The sequence below is a fragment of the Enterococcus gallinarum genome (assembly GCF_021496385.1).
GTDB lineage: Bacteria > Bacillota > Bacilli > Lactobacillales > Enterococcaceae > Enterococcus_D > Enterococcus_D gallinarum.
Genome location: NZ_CP050816.1, coordinates 1279246 through 1303123 on the forward strand (window position 1 = coordinate 1279246; position 23878 = coordinate 1303123).

The following is a 23878-nucleotide window of genomic DNA, read 5'->3' on the forward strand; positions in this document are numbered from 1 at the left end:
TTAGCGATTCGCTTTCCAAATGCAAGATACTTCGATATAATAGAGTTAAGAAGAAGAAGAGAGTGGTCCTTTTCCTTCTTAGTGTGGTAGACGAAAGGGGTAATTTTTATGTTTAGATATAATGTACGTGGCGAAAATATCGAGGTAACTGAAGCGATCCGCGATTACGTTGAGAAAAAAGTAGGTAAACTAGAGCGTTATTTTAATGATGTGCCTGAAGCAACAGCGCATGTTAATTTGAAAGTATATACCGAAAAAACAGCAAAAGTTGAAGTAACCATTCCGTTACCATTCCTAGTCTTGCGTGCGGAAGAAACTTCTCCTGATCTATATGCAAGTATTGATTTGGTTGTTGATAAATTGGAACGCCAAATCCGTAAATTCAAAACGAAAATCAACCGTAAATCTCGGGAAACAGCTTTAGTGGCTCCAGACAATGGCGACTTATTCACAACGGATACAAACGAAGAAGAAACCAATGGAGCAGAACTAGACATTGTACGTACAAAACGTCTTTCTCTAAAACCGATGGATAGTGAAGAAGCCGTTTTGCAAATGAATATGCTAGGACATAACTTCTTCATTTTTGAAGATGCCGAAACAAACGGCACAAGCATTGTTTATCGCCGTAAAGACGGCAAGTATGGATTGATCGAAACCGATTGATCAAAGAATGACTTGTCGGAAATCCCCAAAAAAGTCTTTTTTGACAGAGCAGAGTGATCTGCTCTGTTTTTTTGAATAAAAAAGCTGTGATAAAAGGGGCAGTTAAACAAAATGATTCGCTGAGTGAAATAAAATTGCCCTATCAATCCTGCAGGTGTAAATCCGATCTGCGGGATCATAGGGGCAATTTCATGGCCTTTCGGCTGCTGTGTTTGCTAAAGTCTTTTTGACATAGTTCTTTGCTGAGAAATCAATAAATCGTTGGTACTAAACCACCGTCGAGTCTCAAGGCGGCTCCAGAGAAAGAGGATGCGTAAGGACTAGCAACGAAAGCTACAAAGCGTCCAATCTCTTCTGGACGAATGAGCCGTTGAATTTGAGACAGTGGGCGATGCTTTTTCATGAAATCTTCTTCCCACATGGACTCCGGCAAATCACTTTCTTGATACATCGTTTTCAGCATCGTTTCTACGCCTTCGGTCAGTGTTGAACCAGGCATGATCGTATTTACAGTGACCTGTGTCCCAGCGGTGAGTTTTGACAAACTTTTAGCCAAAGAGAGGTTCATCGTTTTTGTCATGCTGTACTGCGGCATTTCTCCAGAAGGCATAACGGCTTCTTCACTGGCAATAAAAATCACACGGCCGAAGTTTTGTTGGAGCATATGAGGCAAATAAAATTTTGCTAAAGCATTTCCCGACAAAACATTCACATGGAAAAAATGTTCCCAAACTTCATCGGTAATTTCCATGTAATCCATTGGTTCGAAGATCCCCATATTATTGACAAGAATATCTACTTTAGGGAAGTGGTCAAAAAGCTGTTGGCGAGCTGCTGCATCGGCTAGATCATATGGAGCCACTTGGGGATTCGTCTTAGGAAATTTTTCTTTTAATTCAGCAACGACAGCTTTGACACTGTCCTCTTGCCGTCCATTGACGATGACATCCGCGCCTTCTTTTGCCAGCTCGAAAGCAATTGCTTTCCCAATACCTTTCGTAGAGCCAGTGACCAGTGCTGTTTTCTTTGTTAATCCTAATTCCATTTCCTTCACTCCATTTCCTTAGTTAAAGTTAAATTGATCCGGATCGGGACCTACCCGGTGATCTTCATTCAAACGATTAAGTTCATGCATATCTTCTTCCGACAAAGAAAAATCAAAGAGTTGCTGATTTTGTTCCATTCTGTCGGGATTAACTGTCTTAACTACCAGTAAAATATCTTGCTGGATATGCCAGCGTAAGGCGATTTGTGCAGGGGATACGTGATGGCGTTGAGCCATCTTTACGAGGATCGGATGTTGGAGAATCTGACCTTGCATCAATGGAGACCAAGCTTGGATCTTGATTCCTTGTTGCTGACAATAATCACGCAGTTCTTTTTGAGCTAATTTTGGATGTAGTTCCACTTGATTTAACACAGGTTTGACTTTTGCTGTAGCGAGCAATTCCTTCAAATGATGGCTCTGAAAATTGCTGACGCCGATGGCTTTGATCTTTCCAGCTTGATGGAGGTCTTCAAGTGCCCGCCAAGATTCTTGATACGCATTTTTGCCAGGCCAGTGGAGCAAATAAAGGTCTAAATAATCCAATTGCAAAAGCGCGAGGGACTTTTCAAAAGCCGCGATCGTTTCATCGTAGGTCAAATAATTGTTCCAAACTTTAGAAGTGACAAAGAGTTCTTCTCGTGTAAGTCCCGTTGCTGCTAGTCCTTCTTTGATCCCTTGGCCTGTTCCGCTTTCATTATCATATATTTGCGCGGTATCAATCAAACGATAACCTTTTAAAATGCCGTTTTTTACAACAGTAGCTACTTCTTCATCAGGAATTTGAAAGACGCCCAAACCAAAGCCAGGAATGCTGACTTGTTCGTTCAATGTAATTGTGTCGGTTAATGAGTGAATCATATAAATTTCCTCCTTGATTTTTGGTAAATATACCTTATACTAAAAAAGTTCAGATGAATAGTACCTACTTTTTTGTACTATAGTGTCAAAAAAGTAACTTTTGTGAATTTAAAGGAAGTGTTTGAAGTATGACTCCAAAAAAATACAACATTGGTGTGGAAGCTACTATGGATGTGATCGGTGGAAAATGGAAACCGATTATTCTGTGTAATCTGCGAGATGGCGCCTTGCGTCCGAGTGATTTGAAGCGACGGATACCTGATATCAGTCAAAAAATGCTGACGCAGCAACTAAGAGAGCTGGAGACAGACGGCATCGTTTTGCGAACCTCTTATCACCAAGTTCCACCAAAGGTTGTCTATTCTCTCAGCGACTATGGTCTGACATTAAGCAGCGTATTGGATGCTCTCTGTCATTGGGGAGAAATGCATGTTTCAACATTGAAAGAACAAGGCGTTGAAGTAGCGTTAGCTAGTCAAGAGGCGTAGGGAAGATCAAAAACAAAAACTAGCAATCGTCGAGTCGAGAGTCACTCAGCGATTGCTAGTTTTGCTTAAAAAAAGTGAGGTAGGAAGAGGGTTATTTCACTGAACCGGAAGTAATTCCTTGTACATAATATTTTTGCATATAGATAAAGAGTAGGGTGATTGGAATAGCGATCAGCACACAGCCAGCTGTAAAGGACATAAACAACGAATTGGCTGTTGTTTTTGTCATCATAGAATAAAGTCCGATCGCAACGGTATAGTTTTTGACGTCATCACCCATGATGATTCGAGCAAAGATGAAATCCATCCAAGGACCCATGAAGGCCATCAAAGAGGTATAGACGATAATTGGTTTTGATAAAGGCAATGTGATCTTGGTAAAAATATGCCATTTATTGGCACCATCGATCATGGCAGACTCATCTAGCGCCATTGGAATCGTATCAAAGAACCCTTTGGCAACGTAGAATCCCAGTGCCGCTCCAGCCGAATAAACCAAGATCAGCGCTAATAAGCTTTGTGTTAGGTTGAGGGCTTTTAGAATATAATAAACGGCGATCATGCTCATAAAGCCTGGGAACATATTCAATACCAAGGCAACTTTCAAGAAAGGTTTACGAAGTCTAAAGCGCAACCGTGAGAGAGAGTAGGCCATTGCGATTGTAATAAATGTGGACAAAAGGCAGCTGCAGACAGCAACAAACAATGTATTCAAGAACCAGCGGACAAAAGGGTAGCTGCCGCTATCATTGGCTAATAGTTGTCGGTAATTTTCAAAAGTGAATTCTTTGGGAATGATATAAGGAACGAAGGCCCCACCTTCTCCTCTAAAACTTGTCAAAATGATCCAAACGATCGGGAATAACCAAAGAACAGAAAGAATGATCAAAATCGTATAAATCAGAAAACGGGTTTTTGACTGCCCTTGTTGGTAGCCGGATTTCTTTTTCTTTACAGACATTGTTACCCCTCCTTATAAGAATTTGTTCGCGTGTACGCAAACAGGCTAAAGACAGCAGATAAGATAAAGATCAAGATACCGATTACGGAAGCTAAATTGTAATCCATCGTGTTGACTGTCAAGTTGTACAGCCACGTTACTAACAGATCGGTCGAGCCAGCACCATAGAAATTAGAGTTAGATGGGCCGCCGCCAGTCAATAAGAAAATAACATTAAAGTTGTTGATGTTGCCGATAAACTGTTGAATCAATGCGGGCATCATTACAAACAATATCTGAGGAAATGTGATGGAGCGGAAAATTTGGAATTTATTGGCGCCATCGATTTCGGCTGCTTCTAGTTGTTCCTGATCAAGATTTTGTAAGATTCCTGTTGTTACAAGCATCGTTGCTGGAATCCCGATCCACATGTTCACAAAGATAATGCTGACTTTCGCAAAGAAAGGATCGGTCAGAAACGGGATCGAAGAAGAGATCCATCCCCAATTCAGTAAGAGTGAGTTAATCGGACCAGAACCGTTTAGTAAGTTACGCATGATCAAAAGTGACACGAATTGAGGAACTGCCATCGTCAAAACAAAAATGGTGCGCCACAATTTTTTGTAACGGATCCCTTTCGCGTTGATCAACAAGGCTAAGATCACGCCGAAGAAGAAACAAGTGATCGTTGCGAGTACAGCCCATGTCAATGTCCAAGCTAGTACTGGGAAAAAGGTGGACGCCATATCACCAGTGATGACATTAGAGAAATTCTTCAATCCTACCCAAGTAAACAGATTTTTTGGGGGTAAATTTTTGTGATCATAATTGGTGAAGGCAATCGAAATCATATATAAGAGCGGTAAGATAGTAAAAAATAAGACACCAATCAATGGGATTGTCATCAATGTTGCATGAAAGCGTTCGTTCACCAGACTATGTAAATCGTCGCGTGTCGTAGGGATTTTAAGTCCTTGTTGTTTTAATTCGTACAAATGACGGGCGCTTTTCAAATTAATGATATAGAGAATAATCAAGAGTGCACAAACGAGCAGGGAAGCAATACCGAAAAGCAATAAGAGCATTGAATTGTCACCTTTTTGCAAGATTTCAATACCAAGTGCTTCGTTATAGACCAACCCTTGTTTTTGTGTTCCTAATGTTTGCAGCATCAGAAGAGCGTGGAAACCATTTCTTATGAACCAAGCGATAAAACCAACTTGTGATACGATGAAAATAATTCCTTTCAGCCATTGTTTATTGGCGAAATTAGCGCTTCCCATCAAAATAAAAGATAGTTTTGTCGCTAGATCGCCTTTTTTGAATAATTCTCTAAAAGTGATATGCGACGCATGTTTTTTCCTGAACATATCCTCTCACCTTGCTTTCGTAATTAACTAGAAAAGGGAAAGCAGGCTTTCCCTTTGTCATGTATAGTGATGTGTTGTTGATTATTCGGTTACTTTTGAAATATCGGAAACAAACTTATCGAGTTTATCTTGGAACTGATCTGGTTTGATTTGACCTTTATAGGTATCGTTGATTAACGCATCCATTGGTGGCCAGAAAGAAACCATCTCAGGCAATTTAGGCATTACGACAGAGTGTTCTGCATCAGACATTTCCATCACAGCTTTTGCTACTGCATCAGCTTTTACTGCATCAGATTCTTGTGCATCTTTATTTGAAGGGACAACGCCGTTTTCAGTAAATTCGATTTCTTGTGTTTCTTGGTTGCTTAAATATTCTGCTAAAGCCATAGCTGCTAATGGCGCTTCGGTTTGTTGGTTGACAGCATAAAGTTTTACACCTAAGAAAGCTTTCATTTGTTTCGCACCACTGCCGAAGTCGATCGTTGGATAGGCGGCAACACCCATGTTGTCTCCAAGCGCTTTTTCTACGTCATTTTTTGACCAAGGACCTGAAAGGAAGGCATCTGATTTACCAGATTGCAAATCAGACAACGCGGATTCACTGGCTTGAAGGACACCGCTATTATTTTTTTGATCGGCGATCCATTGTAAGACTTCAACACCAGCTTCGTTGTTGAAATTGGTTCCATTAATATCTTCACCGTCTTCTCCATAAAGAACATTTCCGTTGCTCATAAATAGAGGGCCAAAAATGTAGTTTGCACCGTCTTCTGCAAAGTTGGTACCGATTTTTCCAGCGGAAGTCAATCCTTCCCACGTTTTTACATCATCTGCTGTCAATGTAGAAGTATTGTAATAAAGCACTTGAGATTCAACACCGTAAGGATAGCCGTAAATTTTGTCTTTCCAAGTCACGGCATCAACTGCTGCTTCCACGTTCGTATCTTTGATTGTTGCTGCTTGCTTATCACCGATTGGATAAATCAGACCAGCTTCAGCCATTTGTCCTACTTGGTCATGAGGCATCATGAATACATCGGCTGCTTGTTCAGGGTCTTTTGAGACGTCTGCTTTGGCATCGGCAGAAGAGCCAGCTGCAACTGTTACTTTTACATCAGGATACTCTTTTTCAAATTTGTCGACTTGCCCTTGTAAGGCATCAATATGTTCGGTATCTACCCATAATTTAATATCACCTTCGACTTTTGCACTAGACTCCGCTGCACTGCCATTGCTTGAAGCAGCATCGTCGTTGCTGTTGCCACAAGCGCCTAGTACGATTGCAGACAAGCTTAAAATACTTCCCCCAATAAGTAATCGTTTTACATCTACCTTCATTCTTGTTCCTCCTAAAAATTAATTGTTTGCGTTTACAGACCTAATTATGCAATCGATTGCAATAATAGTCAAGCAGAAAATGAACAACTTTTTTGGTTTTCTATTGCTTAAAAGAAAAATTAAGAATCAGTCTAACACAAAACCTTTCTACAATTGGAATAATAAAGTCGAAATTTTCAGGAAATAACTTAGTTATTCTATTCACATTTGAAAAGGGAATGAAAATGTGGCAGATCATTTTTCCGTCCATTGTAAAGCAAACGATTGCTTTCTGTTTCGGAGATTGTTTTAAGGAGCAAGAGAAGTAGCGTTGGACACAAGAAGCAATGGGCGTAAAAGAAATCTATTTAAAGCAATTGAAAAAAGAAAAAAAGAGTTAAAAAAATCATGGAGAAACATGAACTGCGCCGAAAAATATTTCCTTTATGATGAACTAGTGATAAAATAGTTAGGAGAGTTTCCAGTTAGGAAAAGTAGAAATAAAAGGAGAATTATATAGGCATGGCCAATTTTTTTAGAAAATTAATCGAGAATGATAAAAAAGAATTAAAACGTCTTGACCATATTGCTTTACAAGTTGAATCTCATGCGGACGAAATGGCCGCTTTATCTGACGAACAATTGCGCGAAAAAACAGATGAATTTCGCGGTCGTTTTCAACAAGGTGAAACGTTAGACCAATTATTGCCAGAAGCCTTTGCTGTGGTTCGCGAAGCGGCAAAACGCGTCTTAGGGCTGTATCCTTACCATGTCCAATTAATGGGGGGGATCGTACTTCATGACGGAAATATCCCTGAAATGCGTACCGGTGAAGGAAAAACCTTGACTGCGACATTGCCGGTTTATTTGAATGCGTTAAGTGGTGCCGGTGTACACGTTGTAACGGTCAATGAATACTTGGCAACTCGTGACTCTACAGAAATGGGTGAGTTATATAATTTCTTAGGATTGACTGTTGGGTTAAACATCAATTCGAAGACAGCAGAAGAAAAACGGGCTGCATATGCCTGTGATATCACCTACAGTACGAATAATGAACTAGGCTTTGACTATTTACGCGACAATATGGTGGTTTACCGCCATCAAATGGTTCAACGGCCATTGAATTATGCCATCGTCGATGAAGTCGACTCAATCTTGATCGATGAAGCCAGAACACCATTGATTATTTCTGGACAAGCAGAAAAATCGACTGCACTATACAATCGGGTCGATAATTTTGTGAAACGATTAAAAGAAGAAGAAGATTACAAAATCGACATCCAATCAAAAACAATTGGATTGACTGAAAAAGGGATCGAGAAAGCCGAAGAAACATTTGGCTTGGAAAACTTGTATGATATCGAAAATACAGCGTTGACCCATCATATGGACCAAGCGTTGCGGGCGAATTATATCATGATCCGCGATATCGACTATGTCGTACAAGAAGGTAAAGTCTTGATCGTCGACCAGTTTACTGGACGGATCATGGATGGACGTCGTTATTCTGACGGATTGCACCAAGCGATCGAAGCAAAAGAAAATGTTGAGATCGAAGATGAAACCAAAACGATGGCTACAATCACTTTCCAGAACTATTTCCGGATGTACAAAAAACTTTCTGGTATGACTGGTACCGCAAAAACAGAAGAAGAAGAGTTTCGTGAAATCTACAATATGCAAGTCATTCAGATTCCGACCAATCGACCAATCGTTCGTGATGACCGTGCAGATTTACTTTATCCAACGCTGGAAAGCAAGTTCCACGCAGTGGTGCAAGATATCAAAGAACGGCATCGTAAAGGGCAACCAGTTCTTGTTGGTACAGTAGCTGTAGAAACTTCCGAGCTGCTTTCAAGCATGTTGGATAGAGAGAAAGTCCCTCATGAAGTACTGAATGCCAAAAATCACTTTAAAGAAGCTGAAATCATTCTGAACGCAGGACAAAAAGGTGCTGTAACGATCGCAACGAACATGGCTGGTCGGGGAACAGATATCAAATTAGGCTTAGGTGTTGCTGAATTAGGTGGATTAGCGGTCATCGGTACGGAACGTCATGAATCTCGCCGGATTGATAACCAATTACGAGGACGTTCTGGGCGTCAAGGAGACCCAGGGGTTTCTCAATTCTATCTTTCGTTGGAAGATGATTTGATGAAACGGTTTGGTTCTGAGCGGATCAAAGTGTTCTTGGATCGGATGAAGATTGATGAAGAAGATGCCGTGATTCAAAGTAAGATGTTGTCTAAACAAGTAGAATCTGCGCAAAAACGAGTAGAAGGTAACAACTACGATACCCGGAAAAACGTTTTGCAATACGATGATGTTATGCGTGAGCAACGGGAAGTCATCTATGGTCAACGTCAAGAAGTCATCATGGAAGAGCAGGATCTTTCACAAACATTGATGAATATGGTCAAACGATCGATTGAACGAGTTGTCGATAGCCATACCCAATTAGAAGAAAGCAATTGGAATTATGAAGGGATCGTCGACTTTGCCGGAAATGCTTTAGTGCATGAAGATTCCATCTCTGTTGATGATATCAAAGGCAAAAAACCACAAGAAATCAAAGACTATCTCTATCAACGGGCAGAAGAAGTTTTCGAGCAGAAAAAAGCCCAATTAAACAGTCAAGAACAATTGTTAGAATTTGAAAAAGTAGTTATTCTGCGAGTAGTGGATACGAAATGGACGGACCATATCGATGCGATGGACCAATTAAGACAGTCAGTCGGTCTGCGGGCATATGGGCAGAACAATCCATTGGTTGAATACCAAACTGAAGGATACAACATGTTTGAAGATATGGTGGGAGCGATCGAATATGAAGTGACACGCTTGTTTATGAAAGCCGAGATTCGCCAAAATGTACAACGAGAACAAGTCGCTCAAGGAGAAGCTCAAGAAACTGAAACAGTCCCAGAAGAAGATCCTAGTTTCAAAAATGTTGGCCGTAATGATCCGTGTCCTTGCGGCAGTGGCAAAAAATTCAAAAACTGTCACGGCAAAAAATAGAAGAATTGATACGTTAGGAAAAAGGCTGGCAGCTTTTCTTGTCCAGCCTTTTCCGTTCATTTACAATATGCGTGAAGAAAGAAGGAATTCAAATGGAAATCGCAGATATCCGGAATCAATTGAATCAAATGAATGAAAAAATAAATAGTTTTAGGGGGTCTCTTTGACTTAGATCAGTTAGAAGAGGCAATCGCTGAAGCAGAACACCAGATGGCGGACCCTACGTTTTGGGATGATTCTGAGCAAGCACAGAAGGTGATCAACGAGAACAATGCCAATAAAGAAACCTACGATCAGTTCAATCAATTGGCAGAAGAATTTGAAGAGTTGGAAGTTCTTTTGGAAATGATCCAAGAAGAACCAGATGCAGAAATGGAAGCAGAACTAGCAGAACGTATCCAAGCTTTGAATGAAAAAATGGGAACTTATGAACTGTCTATGCTGTTAGATGAACCATATGATCGAAACAATGCAATCATCGAACTGCATCCAGGTGCTGGCGGCACCGAGTCCCAAGATTGGGGCAGTATGTTGTTGCGGATGTATACACGTTTTTGCGAGCAACATGGATACCAAGTCGAAACATTGGACTATCAGGCAGGAGACGAAGCCGGAATCAAGAGTGTCACTTTGCTGATCAAAGGCCATAATGCTTATGGGTATTTGAAATCAGAAAAAGGGGTCCATCGCTTAGTTCGGATTTCACCATTTGATTCAGCCAAAAGACGGCATACCTCTTTTTGTTCGGTAGATGTCATGCCAGAGCTAGATGGTGCGATTGATATCGAAATCAATAGTGATGACTTGAAAATCGATACTTATCGAGCGAGTGGTGCGGGCGGTCAGCACATCAATAAGACGGAGTCTGCTGTACGAATCACGCACATTCCAACTGGTACCGTAGTGGCCAGTCAAGCACAACGTTCGCAGTTGAAAAACCGGGAACAAGCAATGGGAATGTTGAAAGCAAAACTTTATCAACTAGAAGTAGAAAAGAAAGAACAGGAAGCTGCAGCGCTTCGCGGAGAACAGATGGAGATCGGTTGGGGTTCACAAATTCGTTCCTATGTCTTTCATCCGTATTCCATGGTCAAAGATCACCGGACTAACTTTGAAACAGGAAATGTACAAGCAGTAATGGATGGTGATTTAGACGGCTTTATCGATGCCTACCTCAAGTTGAAATTAAATCAAAAATAACTATACTGGGCTATTAAACAGATTGAAATATAATTGTAATCTGTTGAAAGCATTGTGAAATATATTCATGCTATAATAAGCCAGTATGAAAAAAAGTGAGATGGAGAGATAGCTGCATGATTGAAATGAAAGAAGTAATGAAAAAGTACTCTAATGGTACGACTGCTATCCGTAATCTTTCGATTTCAATTGATCAAGGTGAGTTTGTTTATGTCGTCGGACCTTCCGGTGCAGGGAAATCGACCTTTATCAAATTGATGTATCGTGAAGAAAAAGCAACGAAGGGTGTTCTTAATGTAGCAGGGTATGACCTGTTGACGATCAAGAATCGCGAAGTGCCATTGATGCGCCGCGAAATCGGTGTTGTTTTCCAAGATTATAAATTGCTTCCGCGAAAAACGGTTTATGAGAATGTCGCTTATGCGATGCAAGTTATTGGCCGCAAGCCTCGGGAGGTCAAAAAACGGGTAATGGAAGTATTGGACCTTGTAGGATTGAAACACAAAGTACGAGTCTTCCCAAGTGAGCTTTCAGGCGGAGAGCAACAACGGGTTTCTATTGCACGAGCAATCGTGAATACCCCGAAAGTATTGATTGCAGATGAACCAACAGGAAATTTAGATCCTGAGAATTCTTGGGAGATCATGAAGTTGTTGGATCGGATCAATGCACAAGGAACAACAGTAGTGATGGCGACACACAATAGCACGATCGTCAATACGATTCGTCACCGTGTAATCGCAATTGAAAATGGTCGGATCATTCGCGACCAAGCGGAAGGAGAATATGGTTACGATGATTAGAACGTTTTTCCGTCATCTCCTTGAGAGTATTAAAAGTTTAAAACGAAACGGCTGGATGACGATCGCGTCACTCAGTGCAGTCACGATCACGTTGACGTTAGTCGGTATCTTTTTGGGTGTTATTTTAAATGCAACGAAGTTAGCCGAAGACATCCGTAAGAATGTGGATGTTTCTGTCTTTGTGGATATCGGAACAGAACAAAAAGACATGGATACTTTGGAACAATCGCTTAAAGAATTACCGAATGTTTCAGACGTTCGTTTTTCGAGTCGTGATGATGAATTGAAAAAAATTCAGGATGCGATGGGGGATTCTTGGAACTTATTCGAAGGGGACAGCAATCCGCTTTATAACGTATACGTTGTTAGTGCCACAGATCCTGAATACACGAAAAAAATTGCAAAACAAGCTGGAGAATTGCCAAATGTTTTCAAAGCAGACTATGGTGGCGATTCTTCTGACAAGATCTTTGCTCTATCGGCTGCGGTTCGTACTTGGGGGCTTGGGGCTGCTATCCTATTGATCTTTGTGGCAATGTTCTTGATTTCAAATACGATTCGGATCACGATCTTGTCTCGTCAAAGAGAGATTCAAATCATGCGTCTGGTAGGTGCTAAAAATGGTTACATTCGCTGGCCTTTCTTCTTAGAAGGCGGCTGGATCGGATTGCTGGGATCAATTGTCCCTATCGCTATTATGTATTTTGGTTATCACCAAGTTTACTTGTTAGTCAATCCAGCACTGCTACGTTCCAATTATAGTTTGATTGCACCAAATCAGTTTCTACTGCAAGTTTGTGGTGTCATGGCTCTGATCGGAATCGTGATTGGTTCATTAGGATCGATCATCTCAATGCGCCGTTTCTTAAAAGCGTAGAACGTGTTATTGAAACAGATCTGCTGACTAGCAGGTCTGTTTTTCATTTGCCGACACCTTTACTTTAGACTGCAAGTTCGCTATTCTTTTAGGAGAGGTGAGGGTTGGTATGTTAGTTATGGATAACCTGTTCACGATCATTTTCTTCGTGAACATTTTGTTGTCGATCGTGATTATTTTTAGAGAAAGACGGCAAACGGCTCAGACATGGGCGTGGTTGCTTGTTTTATTGTTTATACCAGTCGTGGGATTTGTACTCTATTTTTTCTTTGGTCGCGGAATCTCCAAAGAAAAAATTTTCGATTTGAGGACACAAGCCAAAATTGGTTTGAACGTGGAGCTGGAAGAGCAAAAGCAAGCGCTGCAGCGGAATCTTTATCCCCATCCGCCCACTGCGCAAGTAGAAGTCAAACAGCTCGTTTATTTATTGACGATCTATGGTCAGTCGTTATATACCACTACAAATGAAATGACTCTTTATAAAGATGGCCGAAAAAAATTTGATGCATTACTCAAAGATATTGAAGGCGCCACAGATCATATCCATATGCAATATTATATTTATCGCAGTGATACATTGGGGGGAGAAGTACGAGATGCTTTGATCCGTGCAGCCAAACGAGGAGTGAAAGTCCGTGTGCTTTTGGATGCTTGGGGCAGCACCCAGGTTTCACTGAAATTCTTCGATGAATTACGGGTTCATGGCGGTCAAGTTGCGTTCTTTTTCCCGTTGTTCGTTCCTTATCTCAATCCTCGGATCAATTATCGCAATCATCGGAAAATTGTCGTGATCGACGGCAAGATTGGTTATACCGGTGGTTTCAATGTTGGAAATGAATATTTAGGTGAGGTAGAAAAATTTGGTTATTGGCGGGATAATCATCTGCGAATTTTAGGACCAGCTGTTTACTCACTGCAAAACCGGTTTTTGATGGACTGGAATTCACAACATGCTATCGAAATCAAATATGAAGCAGCGTTGTTTCCAATGATCGAAACAAACGGAACGATTGCTGCACAGGTAGTGACTAGCGGTCCTGATTCAGAACACGAAGAGATAAAGATAACTTATTTGAAAATGATTAATTTAGCCAAAAAAGAAATTTTGATTCAAACTCCCTATTATATTCCTGATGAATCGATCCACAATGCCTTGAAACTGGCACTTTTGTCCGGTGTTTCTGTTCATTTGCAGATCCCTAATAAACCAGATCATCCACTTGTCTATTGGGCAACTTACTCCTTTGCTGCTGAGTTATTAGCCTATGGTGCAGTGGTAGAGACTTATGAGAAAGGTTTTATGCACGCTAAAACGATGATTGTTGACAGTGGGGTCGTTTCGATTGGTTCTGCGAATATTGATGTTCGTTCGTTTCGACTTGACTTTGAGGTCAATACAGTTGTCTATGATGCAAAAGTTGCTGAGGAAGCGCGCCAAGCATTTTTTGCTGACTCCAAGGATTCAGAGGAATTGACTTTGGAAAAATACCGGAATCGCCGATTGTTGATCAAGGTCAAAGAGGGATTAGCACGACTTGTTTCGCCGCTTCTATAGAAACTATTTAGTAAACGTAGGTGAAAGTTGGGTAACAAAAAAACAGCAGTAATGCTGAAGCACCTCTTCTAACGTTTGTTTTTTGGATCAACGTTAGAAGGTGATTCATGCAACTGCTGTTTTTTATTATTTCATGATACTTGTGTAGGCTGCCAGAAAAACTGACCCGACTGTCAAAATAAGCATTGTCCAAATAACTACTTGAGTGATTTTGGCGAAGGTGCTTTTTGGTTTTTTTTCGTTCATCGTGATCCACCTTTTAGATTGATTTCTAGTCACAGTTTACCTCCAATTACCAAAGAACTCAAGCTGCTATTCTTATAAATTAAGAAATCTTGAATATTTTGCAAGAGCACAAAAAGTTTTTTCAAAGATTCTCTTGTTGAAGGGTGGTTGTTCTGTTTTAATTAGTAAAGACATAGAGAAAAAATAAGTAGAAAATAAGCAGGATGCTTGAGTAAGGAAAGTAAAAGATTGCAGACTGTCTTATTGGACCGCGGATTTTTAAACGAACTGAAACATAGATGTAAAGAAAATAAAGTATAGTTACACTAGCTGTTAGAAAGGATTTGTTTGTATGTCTGGATTTGGGCCTGCTGTATTATTTTGGTATATCTTTCCATTAGTCGTTTTTTTTGCTTGCAGATTTTTAGTTTCTGCGTTGTCTTTGAAAGAACGGTTTGGACTGAAGGCACCCGACTTAGCTGTGCCTTTTTTGGTGATTGGGATTCATCAGTTATCAAAGAATACCTTTGAGCAATCGATCACTCCCTATTATTTGATTTCTATCTTATTACTGGGGATTCTCTTAGCTGTCTTTCAAGCGTATTATTACGAAGAAATCCAGTATGGCAGATACATCAAAATGTACTGGCGGAGTATCTTTTTGTTTACATTGATTTTCCATGTTGTTTTGATCATTTTAAATATCGTCAAGTATTTGTAATTTGTGACAGGGAGAACCCTTATCCCATCGAGATTTTTCTGCTTAAAGTTTTTTTAAAAACTTTTTAAGAGAAAGAAACTCCTGTTTTTTCGTTTGGTAAAAATTAGTCAAAGAACTTCACTTTTAAATTTCACGTTAAATGTGGTAGAAAGTGGGGGATTGTGGTAGACTGTGATTATCAGGTGGAGATCGGGGGTTATTTATCGATGTTTATGGGTGAATTTCAACATTCGATAGATGCAAAAGGCCGACTAATCGTTCCTTCAAAACTGCGAGAAAAACTCGGAGAAAAATTTGTTGTGACACGTGGATTAGATGGCTGTTTATTTGGCTACCCCTTATCTGAATGGGAAAAACTAGAAGAAAAACTGAACGAAATGCCCTTGGCGAAGAAAGATGCTCGGACATTCGTACGTTTCTTTTATTCCGCTGCCACGGAGTGCGAGATCGACAAACAAGGTCGTATCAATATTCCGGCAACCTTGCGTGAACACGCGTCACTTATGAAAAGCTGCGTGATCATCGGCGTTTCCAACCGGATTGAGATCTGGGATGAAGCGCGTTGGCAAGCATTTACCACTGAAGCAGAAGAAAATTTTGATGAAATTGCTGAAACAATGATTGATTTTGGCTTATAGGAAGAGGAAAGCGCATGGCAGAATTTCAACACTACACCGTAATGTTGAAGGAGACAGTGGACGGTTTAGCTATTCGTCCGGATGGAATCTATGTCGATTGTACATTAGGTGGAGCGGGTCATAGTGAATATTTATTGTCCCAATTATCAGAAGAGGGACACCTCTACGCATTTGACCAAGATCAAAAAGCGATCGATCATGCCAAAGAACGCTTAGCGTCTTATGTGGCTAAAGGAACGGTCACGTTTATAAAAAGCAATTTCCGCTATTTAAAGGAAGCTTTGCAGCAACAGGGTGTCGATCAAGTAAGTGGTGTGTTGTATGATTTAGGCGTTTCTTCGCCGCAATTAGATGAAGCAGAACGTGGGTTCAGTTATCATCAGGATGCACCATTAGATATGCGGATGGATCAGTCGGCTGCTTTGACTGCTTATGAGGTAGTGAATCAATTTGATTATCACCAACTTGTAAAAATCTTTTTCCGTTATGGAGAAGAAAAATTTTCAAAACAAATTGCTCGTGAAATTGAACGGACACGAGCAAATAAACCAATCGAAACGACTGGAGAATTAGTCGAGATTATCAAAACAGCGATTCCCGCTCCGGCGCGGCGCAAAGGCGGACACCCGGCCAAACGGATCTTCCAAGCCATTCGGATTGCTGTGAATGATGAATTAGGTGTCATTGAAGAATCTTTGGAACAGGCCATCGATTTATTGGAAAAAAATGGACGAATCAGTGTTATCACTTTCCATTCTTTAGAAGATCGAATCGTCAAGTCTACGTTCAAAGCTTACAGCACCCCAAAAGATGTGCCACCAGGGTTGCCGATCATCCCCGAAGAATTTCAACCAGTACTAAAATTAATTACTCGAAAACCACTTCTTCCCTCTGAAGAAGAAGTATCTGAAAACAATCGTTCCCGTAGTGCTAAACTGCGGATCGCGGAAAAAATGAAGGAAAGCGAAGGTTAGCAATTATGGCAGAACTAAAAGTTCATGATTATGAATTTGAAGAAACGTCTGAACAAGAGTTTTATGCTCACTCTGAACCGACAATTGAACAGCTGCCAAGCGAACCTGAGCGTCCTGAGGTTATCCGTGTACCAGCATCTCCTGCTCGCCGGTTAAAAAGTATCTCTAATTTAGAAAAACTGATTGCAGCATTTGTGATCATTGCCGTTTTGACATTAGCGATCCTGACGATCAATATTCGGACTACGATCAGTCAAGTCGAACATGATATTTCACTGATCCAATCAGACATCAATGAAAAAAATAGTCAAGCAGAACAATTAGAGCAAGAAAGAAACGAACTTTCTAAAACTGAGCGTATCAAAAAGGTTGCTGAGGATAATGGATTGTCGATCGATGATGACAATTTAAGGAAAGTGGATTAAATGAAGCTAACAGATAAATTCAAGCAATACTTGAAAAAGAAAAATCAAACTACAACGAACAATCGCAAAAAAGTAGGTATTATTCTCTTTGCTACGAGTATTGGATTGTTCTTTTTGTTTGTCACGCGTTTGAGCTACATTGTTATCGTAGGTAATGTGGCAGGTACTTCATTGGCTGAGAAAACCAAGAGCCTTTATCAAGGAAGCGAAGTTGTCAAAGCAAAACGCGGGACAATCTATGATCGCAACGGGATCGCGATCGCAGAAGATGCAACTTCTTATTCTGTTTATGCTATTTTGTCAAAATCCTACGTTAGTGGGAAAAAGAATTTATATGCTGAAGAGAAGAACTTTGATAAATTAGCCAAAATTCTGAATGAGCAACTAGGTATTGATCAGAATGAGGCTGTGCAAACTTTGGAAAAAGGTCTAAAAGAAGAACGTTGGCAAGTGGAATTCGGTAGCCAAGGAAGTAAAATGACGCTGGAGAAAAAGACAGCGATCGAAGAAGCAATGAAAAAAGAAGGAATCGCTGGCCTTTATTTTACAGATCATCCTTCTAGAATGTATCCTAATGGAATTTTCTCTTCTCACTTTATCGGCTATGCTCTAGCAGAAAATGAGGAGAACGACTCTTCTGGCTTAGTAGGAAAAACTGGTCTAGAAGCTGCTTATGATGATGTATTATCCGGAACAGACGGGAAAATCGTCTATCAAAAGGATAACAATCAAAACCCGCTACCGGGAACGGTGGCAGAATCAGTGGCAGCGGTAGATGGCAAAGATATCTATACAACGATTGATAGCCGGATTCAAAGCTATTTAGAAACGCTCATGGATAAAGTGTTCAAAGAATACAAGCCAGAAGATCTGACTGCCACATTAATGAATGCAAAAACAGGAGAAATCGAGGCGATGGCACAAAGGCCAACCTATGATCCTGATGATTTAAGTACCATCAAGACCTGGCAGAATTTATTGGTCGAAGACAACTATGAACCAGGATCGACCATGAAAGTCTTAACCACAGCTGCTGCTATAGATCAAGGGATATTCGATGAAAATGAAACTTTTACACCAAGTCCGGATGGATTGAAACTGTATGATGCGACAATCAATGACTGGGACTTTGGTCAAAAAGGAACATTGACGATGCGTCAAGCTCTTTCTTGGTCAAGTAATATTGGGATGGTTACTTTGGAACAACGAATGACAGACCGTTGGCAACAATACTTGCAACAGTTTGGATTTGGTCGCAGTACGTACTCGGGTCTGCCAAATGAGAATACTGGGATCATGCCGGAAAATAATCCGGTCAGTCAAGCAATGACTTCATTTGGTCAGGCAATCGGTGTGACGAATTTTCAAATGATGCAGGCTTTTACCGCAGTCGCAAATAACGGCACGATGGTCAAGCCGCAATACATCAGCAAAATCGTGGACAATGAAACAGGTGAAGAGACTGTAACACAGCCAGAAGTTGTTGGACACCCTATCACGGAACAAGCAGCAACGAAAGTTCGAGAATATATGCGTGATGTGGTAGAAAGTGAAAACTACGGAAGTGCGTATGGTGTCTATAGTGTACCTGGTTACAATATTTCAGCAAAAACTGGGACTGCCCAAGTAGCTGATCCAAAAACTGGGAAATACTTATCTGGGGATTCCAATTACTTGTACTCAATCGTAGAAATGGTTCCTTCAGAAGACCCTGAATACATTCTTTATCTAACAATTAAATTACCAGAACACCACGACAGCGAAGCATTGGCAAAAATCGCCAATCCGTTGATGAAACGCGTGATGGATTTAAAGAAAGCAACATTAGAAGAAACAGCAACAGAAAATAGTCAGAAAGTAACCGTCAATGATTATCGTAAATTAGATACAACTACCGCGGCAACTGATGTACAAAAAATTGGTCTAGCACCTGTAGTATTAGGGGATGGAAAAACAGTTATCGATCAGTCTGTGGACAGTGGATCGAAAGTACTGCCAGGAGAAAGACTTCTTTTGCTAACGGATAGTGACAAAATTTATATGCCTGACACCACCACATGGTCAAAAGCTGATTTAGTCAAATTGGGCAACATGTTGGATGTTGATGTCAAATTTGAGGGCGACGGGTATTGTGTTTCCCAAAGTCTTGCACCTTATGAGGAAATCACGGATCAAACAATCACCTTCAAATTGAGCGAAAAAGAATAGGGAGAGAACACTATGGAATGGACAGAGATGATATTGCCACTTGCCAGTAGTTTTGCAATCGTTACTGCTGCAATGCCGCTGTTTATCGGCTATTTTCAAATGAAAAAATACGGACAAGAGATTCGAGGAGAAGGGCCAAAATGGCACAATGTCAAAGCTGGCACTCCTACAATGGGCGGCTTCGTATTTTTGATTGCGGCATTGATCACAGCAGTTTGGGTTGGCGCATGGCAAAAGCAGTTGACCGCATCGCTGTTCATTTTGTTATTTATTATCTTGGTTTATGGTGCGCTTGGATTCTTGGACGATTTCATCAAAATTTTCAAGAAACGCAACATGGGTTTAAACTCTTTACAAAAATTGATCGGACAAATCATCGGTGGGATTGTCTTTTATCTGGTCTTTTTATCAGAAGGCAATGCGAATGTTTTGAATCTCTTTGGATTTGAGCTGCCGCTATCGATCTTTTACGGCGCATTTGTGATTTTTTGGTTAGTTGGCTTTTCAAACGCCGTCAACTTAACAGATGGGATTGACGGCTTGGTTGCTGGACTCGGTACGATCTCATTTGCAACTTATGGCCTCATTGCTTGGCGTCAAGATCAAATCGATATCCTGATCGTCTGCTTAGCGGTCATTGGAGGATTGATCGGCTTCTTCCCTTACAATCGTAAACCAGCAAAAATTTTCATGGGTGATGTGGGCTCCCTTGCATTGGGCGGTCTTTTAGCAGCAGTTTCAATACTGCTTCACCAAGAATGGACATTATTACTTGTCGGACTTGTCTATGTGATTGAGACAGCAAGTGTCATGCTGCAAGTCGCTTCTTTCAAATTGACTGGTAAACGAATTTTTAAAATGTCGCCTATTCATCACCATTTTGAAATGAGTGGCTGGTCGGAATGGAAGATCGATACAATTTTTTGGCTGATTGCTTTAGGATGTTCGATCATCACATTAGTGATTGTATGGTAGGAGAGAGGAATCATATGAAAAATATAAATGAATATCAAAATAAAAAAGTTCTTGTGCTAGGATTAGCAAAAAGTGGGTTCAGTGCGGCTAAATTGTTACATGATTTGGGCGCACTTGTTACTGTTAATGACGGAAAACCCTTTGCCGAAAATCCAGAAGCACAGGATCTTTTGGCGTTAGGCGTTAAAGTAATCACCGGCAGTCACCCAATTGAACTACTGGATGAGGGTTTTTCACTTGTGGTCAAAAATCCTGGGATTCCTTATGATCAGCCTATTGTCCAAAAAGCGATCGAAAAAAAAATCCCAATCATTACGGAAGTAGAGTTAGCTTACAAAATTTCGGAAGCACCGATCATTGGAATCACTGGAACGAATGGAAAGACCACGACCACTACGATGATCGCTAATGTTTTAAATACGGGATTTAGTGAAGGCCGGGCATTGTTGTCTGGAAATATTGGCTTTCCAGCAAGTACCGTCGCCCAAACCGCTAGCGCTAAAGATCGCTTGATCATGGAACTTTCCAGCTTCCAATTGATGGGGATCGAAACATTACATCCCAAGATTGCAGTCATCACGAATATTTATGAAGCTCATCTAGATTATCATGGCAATCGATCCGAATACGTGCGGGCTAAATGGCGGCTGCAGCAAAATATGACAGCAGAAGATTTTCTAGTCATCAATTGGAACCAGCCAGAATTAGTCGAACTTTCTCAACAAACAAAAGCAAAAGTGATTCCATTCTCGACACAACAAAAAGTGGCTGGTGCGTATCTTTTTGAAGAGCAGTTATATTTCAAAGATGAGGCAATCATGCCTGTTTCTGAACTGGGCGTTCCCGGCAGTCACAATGTTGAAAATGCATTAGCTGCAATCGCAGTGGCAAAATTAGAAGGGATAGCAAATGAGGCTATCGTTCAAGCATTGCATACATTTAGCGGTGTACCTCACCGTACTCAGTATGTTGATACGATTGAAGGGGTTCGCTTTTTCAATGATTCGAAAGCCACAAATAGCTTGGCGACAGAGATGGCTTTAGGTGGTTTCCAAAAGGATCAGTTGATTTTGTTGGCTGGAGGATTGGATCGCGGCAACTCCTTTGATGAGCTGATTCCATCACTGCAAGATCTCAAAGCGATTGTTTTGTTCGGACAAACAAAAGAGAAACTTGCTGAAGCCGCACGTAAAGCAGGAATCAAAACGATTAAATTGACAGAAGATGTAACTACAGCTGTTCCTTTGGCTTATCAATTAAGCCAACCGGGAGATACCGTTTTATTATCACCGGCCAATGCAAGCTGGGACCAATACCCGAACTTTGAAGTACGGGGGGATAAATTTATGGCGGCAGTAGCAGAACTTAACAGAAATGAGCGAAGTGAATGAAAATACTAGTAACTGGCGGTGGAACCGGCGGGCATATCTATCCGGCATTGTCTTTTGTCGATTATGTTCGTTCCATTGATCCAACAGCTGAATTTTTATATATTGGGGCTACCCGTGGATTAGAGAACAAAATCGTTCCACCAACCGGGATTCCTTTTAAGACGTTAGAAATACAAGGCTTTAAACGAAAACTTTCATTGGACAATGTCAAAACAGTCCAACTTTTCCTGAAAAGTTATCGTGAAGCAAAGAAAATACTCAGAGAATTTCAACCGGATGTAGTGATCGGGACAGGGGGCTATGTCTCTGGGGCTGTGGTCTACGCGGCATCAGCACTTAAGATCCCAACGATCATCCATGAACAAAATAGTGTTCCTGGAATCACTAATAAATTTTTGACCAGATATGTGGACAAGATTGCTATTGCTTTTCAGGATGCAGCGCACTATTTTCCGGATAAGAAGACGGTCTTGGTGGGGAATCCCCGCGGGCAAGAAGTAAAAAACAGTCAGAAGTCTGCGATCCTTGCTTCCTATGACCTTGACCCTAAGAAAAAAACTGTTTTAGTATTTGGCGGCAGTCAAGGAGCACTGAAAATCAATCAAGCGATTATCGAAGCAATTCCGCTTTTTGCAAAGAAAGATTATCAACTGTTATATGCTTCTGGTGACCGTTATTACCAAGAAATCAAAGAGAAGATCGGTATGTCGAAAGATGCCTTTCCAAATATCAGCATTCGCCCCTACATCGATCAAATGGCAGAAGTCATGGCGAATAGTGACTTGTTGATCGGACGAGCTGGCGCTACATCGATCGCTGAATTTACTGCATTGGGATTACCAGCGATTTTGATTCCTAGTCCTTATGTGACGAATGATCATCAAACAAAAAATGCGCAAAGCTTAGTCAATGCTGGGGCAGTCAAGATGATTGCGGACAATGAGTTGAACAGTCAAAATCTAATTGAGTGTGTCGATGCGATCATGAGTGATGAAAACGTACGGATGGAAATGGCAAAGGCGTCGAAAGAGCAAGGAATCAGTGATGCATCTGAGCGACTATTTCGACTTGTGCAAGAGGTAATCAAATAGTACAATGTGTTGGATAGAAAGGAGAGATTGTCATCAGTAAAGATAAGAAATCTCATGATAATCAAACCACCCCCACGACAGAAGAATTGACCCCTTGGCAGAAAGAAAATCTGCGTTATCAAAAAGAAAAAGGCGATCAACCTGTATGGTCACCCTCTGTCATTTCCGGGATTCACTCAGATGAAGAACAATCAGAAGACCAAACAGAAGAAAAGCACGAAGAAGGCGCAGAGACTGAAGATTCAGAACAAGCTCCCCGCTCTTTTGCTGATCGATTGCCCAATTTAAAAAAATACCGTAATCGAGTATTGTTGCGCCGATTGCTGTTGATTATTGGTGTTTTGCTGATCCCGTTGTTATTTATTCTGTATTACGTCTCCCCGTTGAGTAAGTTAGCGGATGTTAAAGTCGTGGGCAATGATCAAGTGTCCGCCCAATCAATTATCGAACATTCGGAATTAACGACTGGAGAAGAAATATGGCCGCAGTATTTTGACCGCGAACAAACGGAACAAGCCATCAAAAAAGCGTTGCCTCGTGTCAAAAATGTTCAAGTGACAATCACTTCTTTAAACCAGTTCAAGATTCGGGTATCGGAGTACCAAGAGGTGGCATTGCTAGCAAGCGATAATCATTATTCACCTATTCTTGAAAGTGGTGTCGTGATCAATGAACCGAGTGACCAGCCTCTGGAAGGACTACCTATTTTAGAGAGCTTTTCGGATCAGTCAAAAATCAAAGAAGTACTGACTGCTTATCAGAAGCTCAGTCAAGAGATTCGTGAAGGAATTTCTCAAATCAAGTACACGCCTCGGGACAGTAATGACGAGTTGTTAACGATCTATATGAATGATGGTAACCAAGTGATTGTGAACATTTCAAATATGGCTAGTCAAATGCAGTATTATCCGCAAATCGCAAAAGATTTGAAAGAAGACAGTATCATCGATATGGAAGTGGGCATCTTTACCTATCCGATTTCCAATACAAAAGACAGTGACTCGGCAACAGAACAATCGACCGAAGGGGATTCTTAGGAAAAATTCAAGAGTTTTTTTCATTAACTTGTTTCTAAAAATCGCTA

General features: G+C 40.8%; 22 protein-coding genes. 16 read left to right on the forward strand and 6 right to left on the reverse strand.

Annotated elements, in window-relative coordinates:
• Positions 1 to 108: 108 nt before the first annotated feature.
• The gene (gene hpf / locus HED61_RS06150) at positions 109 to 666 is read left to right on the forward strand and encodes a ribosome hibernation-promoting factor, HPF/YfiA family (protein WP_003127615.1); all 558 of its coding nucleotides are present in this window, start codon (positions 109 to 111) and stop codon (positions 664 to 666) included.
• Between the two features lie 250 nt (positions 667 to 916).
• Here hpf and HED61_RS06155 read toward each other — a convergent pair whose 3' ends face one another.
• Positions 917 to 1711, reverse strand: a complete 795-nt coding sequence (locus HED61_RS06155; protein WP_060813460.1) for an SDR family NAD(P)-dependent oxidoreductase — start codon at positions 1709 to 1711, stop codon at positions 917 to 919.
• Positions 1712 to 1729: 18 nt separating this feature from the next.
• Entirely contained in the window at positions 1730 to 2572 is an 843-nt protein-coding gene (locus HED61_RS06160; RefSeq protein ID WP_138371639.1) for an aldo/keto reductase, read from the reverse strand.
• A gap of 128 nt (positions 2573 to 2700) precedes the next feature.
• Between HED61_RS06160 and HED61_RS06165 the strand changes: the two genes are divergently transcribed.
• Positions 2701 to 3060 (forward strand): winged helix-turn-helix transcriptional regulator, encoded by a 360-nt coding sequence (locus tag HED61_RS06165; protein ID WP_003127619.1) that lies wholly within the window; start codon positions 2701 to 2703, stop codon positions 3058 to 3060.
• A 91-nt stretch (positions 3061 to 3151) separates the two neighbouring features.
• On the opposite strand, the gene HED61_RS06170 is transcribed toward HED61_RS06165, so the two are convergent.
• From HED61_RS06170 to HED61_RS06180, 3 genes are all read right to left on the reverse strand, one after another.
• Positions 3152 to 4021 carry a sugar ABC transporter permease gene (locus HED61_RS06170; protein WP_003127620.1) on the reverse strand — a complete coding sequence of 290 codons (870 nt, stop codon included), beginning with the start codon at positions 4019 to 4021 and terminating at the stop codon, positions 3152 to 3154.
• A gap of 2 nt (positions 4022 to 4023) precedes the next feature.
• Complete coding sequence (locus tag HED61_RS06175; protein WP_003127621.1) at positions 4024 to 5370, reverse strand: carbohydrate ABC transporter permease; 1347 nt, start codon at positions 5368 to 5370, stop codon at positions 4024 to 4026.
• An 81-nt stretch (positions 5371 to 5451) separates the two neighbouring features.
• Positions 5452 to 6711 (reverse strand): extracellular solute-binding protein, encoded by a 1260-nt coding sequence (locus HED61_RS06180; protein WP_060813454.1) that lies wholly within the window; start codon positions 6709 to 6711, stop codon positions 5452 to 5454.
• 501 nt (positions 6712 to 7212) lie between these two features.
• Between HED61_RS06180 and secA the strand changes: the two genes are divergently transcribed.
• The 5 genes from secA to cls all read left to right on the forward strand — a co-directional run bounded on the left by secA (position 7213) and on the right by cls (position 14146).
• The gene (gene secA, locus HED61_RS06185) at positions 7213 to 9711 is read left to right on the forward strand and encodes a preprotein translocase subunit SecA (protein ID WP_219645585.1); all 2499 of its coding nucleotides are present in this window, start codon (positions 7213 to 7215) and stop codon (positions 9709 to 9711) included.
• Between the two features lie 92 nt (positions 9712 to 9803).
• Positions 9804 to 10911 (forward strand): peptide chain release factor 2 gene (gene prfB, locus HED61_RS06190; RefSeq protein ID WP_103300934.1). Its coding sequence is split into 2 segments (ribosomal slippage): positions 9804 to 9875 and positions 9877 to 10911, totalling 1107 coding nucleotides; the frame shifts between segments, so codons are not numbered across the junction.
• Between the two features lie 116 nt (positions 10912 to 11027).
• The gene (gene ftsE, locus HED61_RS06195) at positions 11028 to 11714 is read left to right on the forward strand and encodes a cell division ATP-binding protein FtsE (RefSeq protein WP_005471877.1); all 687 of its coding nucleotides are present in this window, start codon (positions 11028 to 11030) and stop codon (positions 11712 to 11714) included.
• Positions 11707 to 12591: a permease-like cell division protein FtsX gene (gene ftsX, locus HED61_RS06200; protein WP_003127626.1), complete on the forward strand. Its 885-nt coding sequence runs from the start codon at positions 11707 to 11709 to the stop codon at positions 12589 to 12591. Before ftsE ends, ftsX begins: the two co-directional genes overlap by 8 nt.
• A 109-nt stretch (positions 12592 to 12700) precedes the next feature.
• Positions 12701 to 14146, forward strand: a complete 1446-nt coding sequence (cls, locus tag HED61_RS06205) for a cardiolipin synthase (RefSeq protein ID WP_003127628.1) — start codon at positions 12701 to 12703, stop codon at positions 14144 to 14146.
• A gap of 126 nt (positions 14147 to 14272) precedes the next feature.
• Here the strand turns inward: cls and HED61_RS06210 are convergent, their stop codons facing one another.
• A complete protein-coding gene (locus tag HED61_RS06210; RefSeq protein WP_005471881.1) occupies positions 14273 to 14392 on the reverse strand; it encodes a DUF4044 domain-containing protein in 120 nt (39 codons plus the stop codon).
• Positions 14393 to 14723: 331 nt separating this feature from the next.
• On the opposite strand from HED61_RS06210, the gene HED61_RS06215 reads away from it, so the two are divergent.
• From HED61_RS06215 to HED61_RS06255, 9 genes are all read left to right on the forward strand, one after another.
• Entirely contained in the window at positions 14724 to 15092 is a 369-nt protein-coding gene (locus HED61_RS06215; protein WP_003127630.1) for a DUF3397 domain-containing protein, read from the forward strand.
• A 206-nt stretch (positions 15093 to 15298) separates the two neighbouring features.
• Positions 15299 to 15730 carry a division/cell wall cluster transcriptional repressor MraZ gene (gene mraZ / locus HED61_RS06220; protein WP_003127631.1) on the forward strand — a complete coding sequence of 144 codons (432 nt, stop codon included), beginning with the start codon at positions 15299 to 15301 and terminating at the stop codon, positions 15728 to 15730.
• A 14-nt stretch (positions 15731 to 15744) separates the two neighbouring features.
• Entirely contained in the window at positions 15745 to 16704 is a 960-nt protein-coding gene (gene rsmH / locus HED61_RS06225) for a 16S rRNA (cytosine(1402)-N(4))-methyltransferase RsmH (RefSeq protein WP_219645584.1), read from the forward strand.
• A gap of 5 nt (positions 16705 to 16709) precedes the next feature.
• Positions 16710 to 17129, forward strand: coding sequence for a cell division protein FtsL (gene ftsL / locus HED61_RS06230; protein ID WP_003127633.1), 420 nt, complete (start codon positions 16710 to 16712; stop codon positions 17127 to 17129).
• Positions 17130 to 19337, forward strand: a complete 2208-nt coding sequence (locus HED61_RS06235; RefSeq protein ID WP_041119492.1) for a penicillin-binding transpeptidase domain-containing protein — start codon at positions 17130 to 17132, stop codon at positions 19335 to 19337. It begins immediately after the preceding gene.
• 12 nt (positions 19338 to 19349) lie between these two features.
• Positions 19350 to 20312 carry a phospho-N-acetylmuramoyl-pentapeptide-transferase gene (gene mraY / locus HED61_RS06240; RefSeq protein ID WP_005471888.1) on the forward strand — a complete coding sequence of 321 codons (963 nt, stop codon included), beginning with the start codon at positions 19350 to 19352 and terminating at the stop codon, positions 20310 to 20312.
• Positions 20313 to 20326: 14 nt separating this feature from the next.
• Positions 20327 to 21703, forward strand: coding sequence for a UDP-N-acetylmuramoyl-L-alanine--D-glutamate ligase (gene murD / locus HED61_RS06245; protein ID WP_219645583.1), 1377 nt, complete (start codon positions 20327 to 20329; stop codon positions 21701 to 21703).
• Positions 21700 to 22794: an undecaprenyldiphospho-muramoylpentapeptide beta-N-acetylglucosaminyltransferase gene (murG, locus tag HED61_RS06250; RefSeq protein ID WP_219645582.1), complete on the forward strand. Its 1095-nt coding sequence runs from the start codon at positions 21700 to 21702 to the stop codon at positions 22792 to 22794. Before murD ends, murG begins: the two co-directional genes overlap by 4 nt.
• An 86-nt stretch (positions 22795 to 22880) precedes the next feature.
• Positions 22881 to 23831, forward strand: a complete 951-nt coding sequence (locus tag HED61_RS06255) for a cell division protein FtsQ/DivIB (protein ID WP_138371644.1) — start codon at positions 22881 to 22883, stop codon at positions 23829 to 23831.
• Positions 23832 to 23878 lie beyond the last annotated feature (47 nt).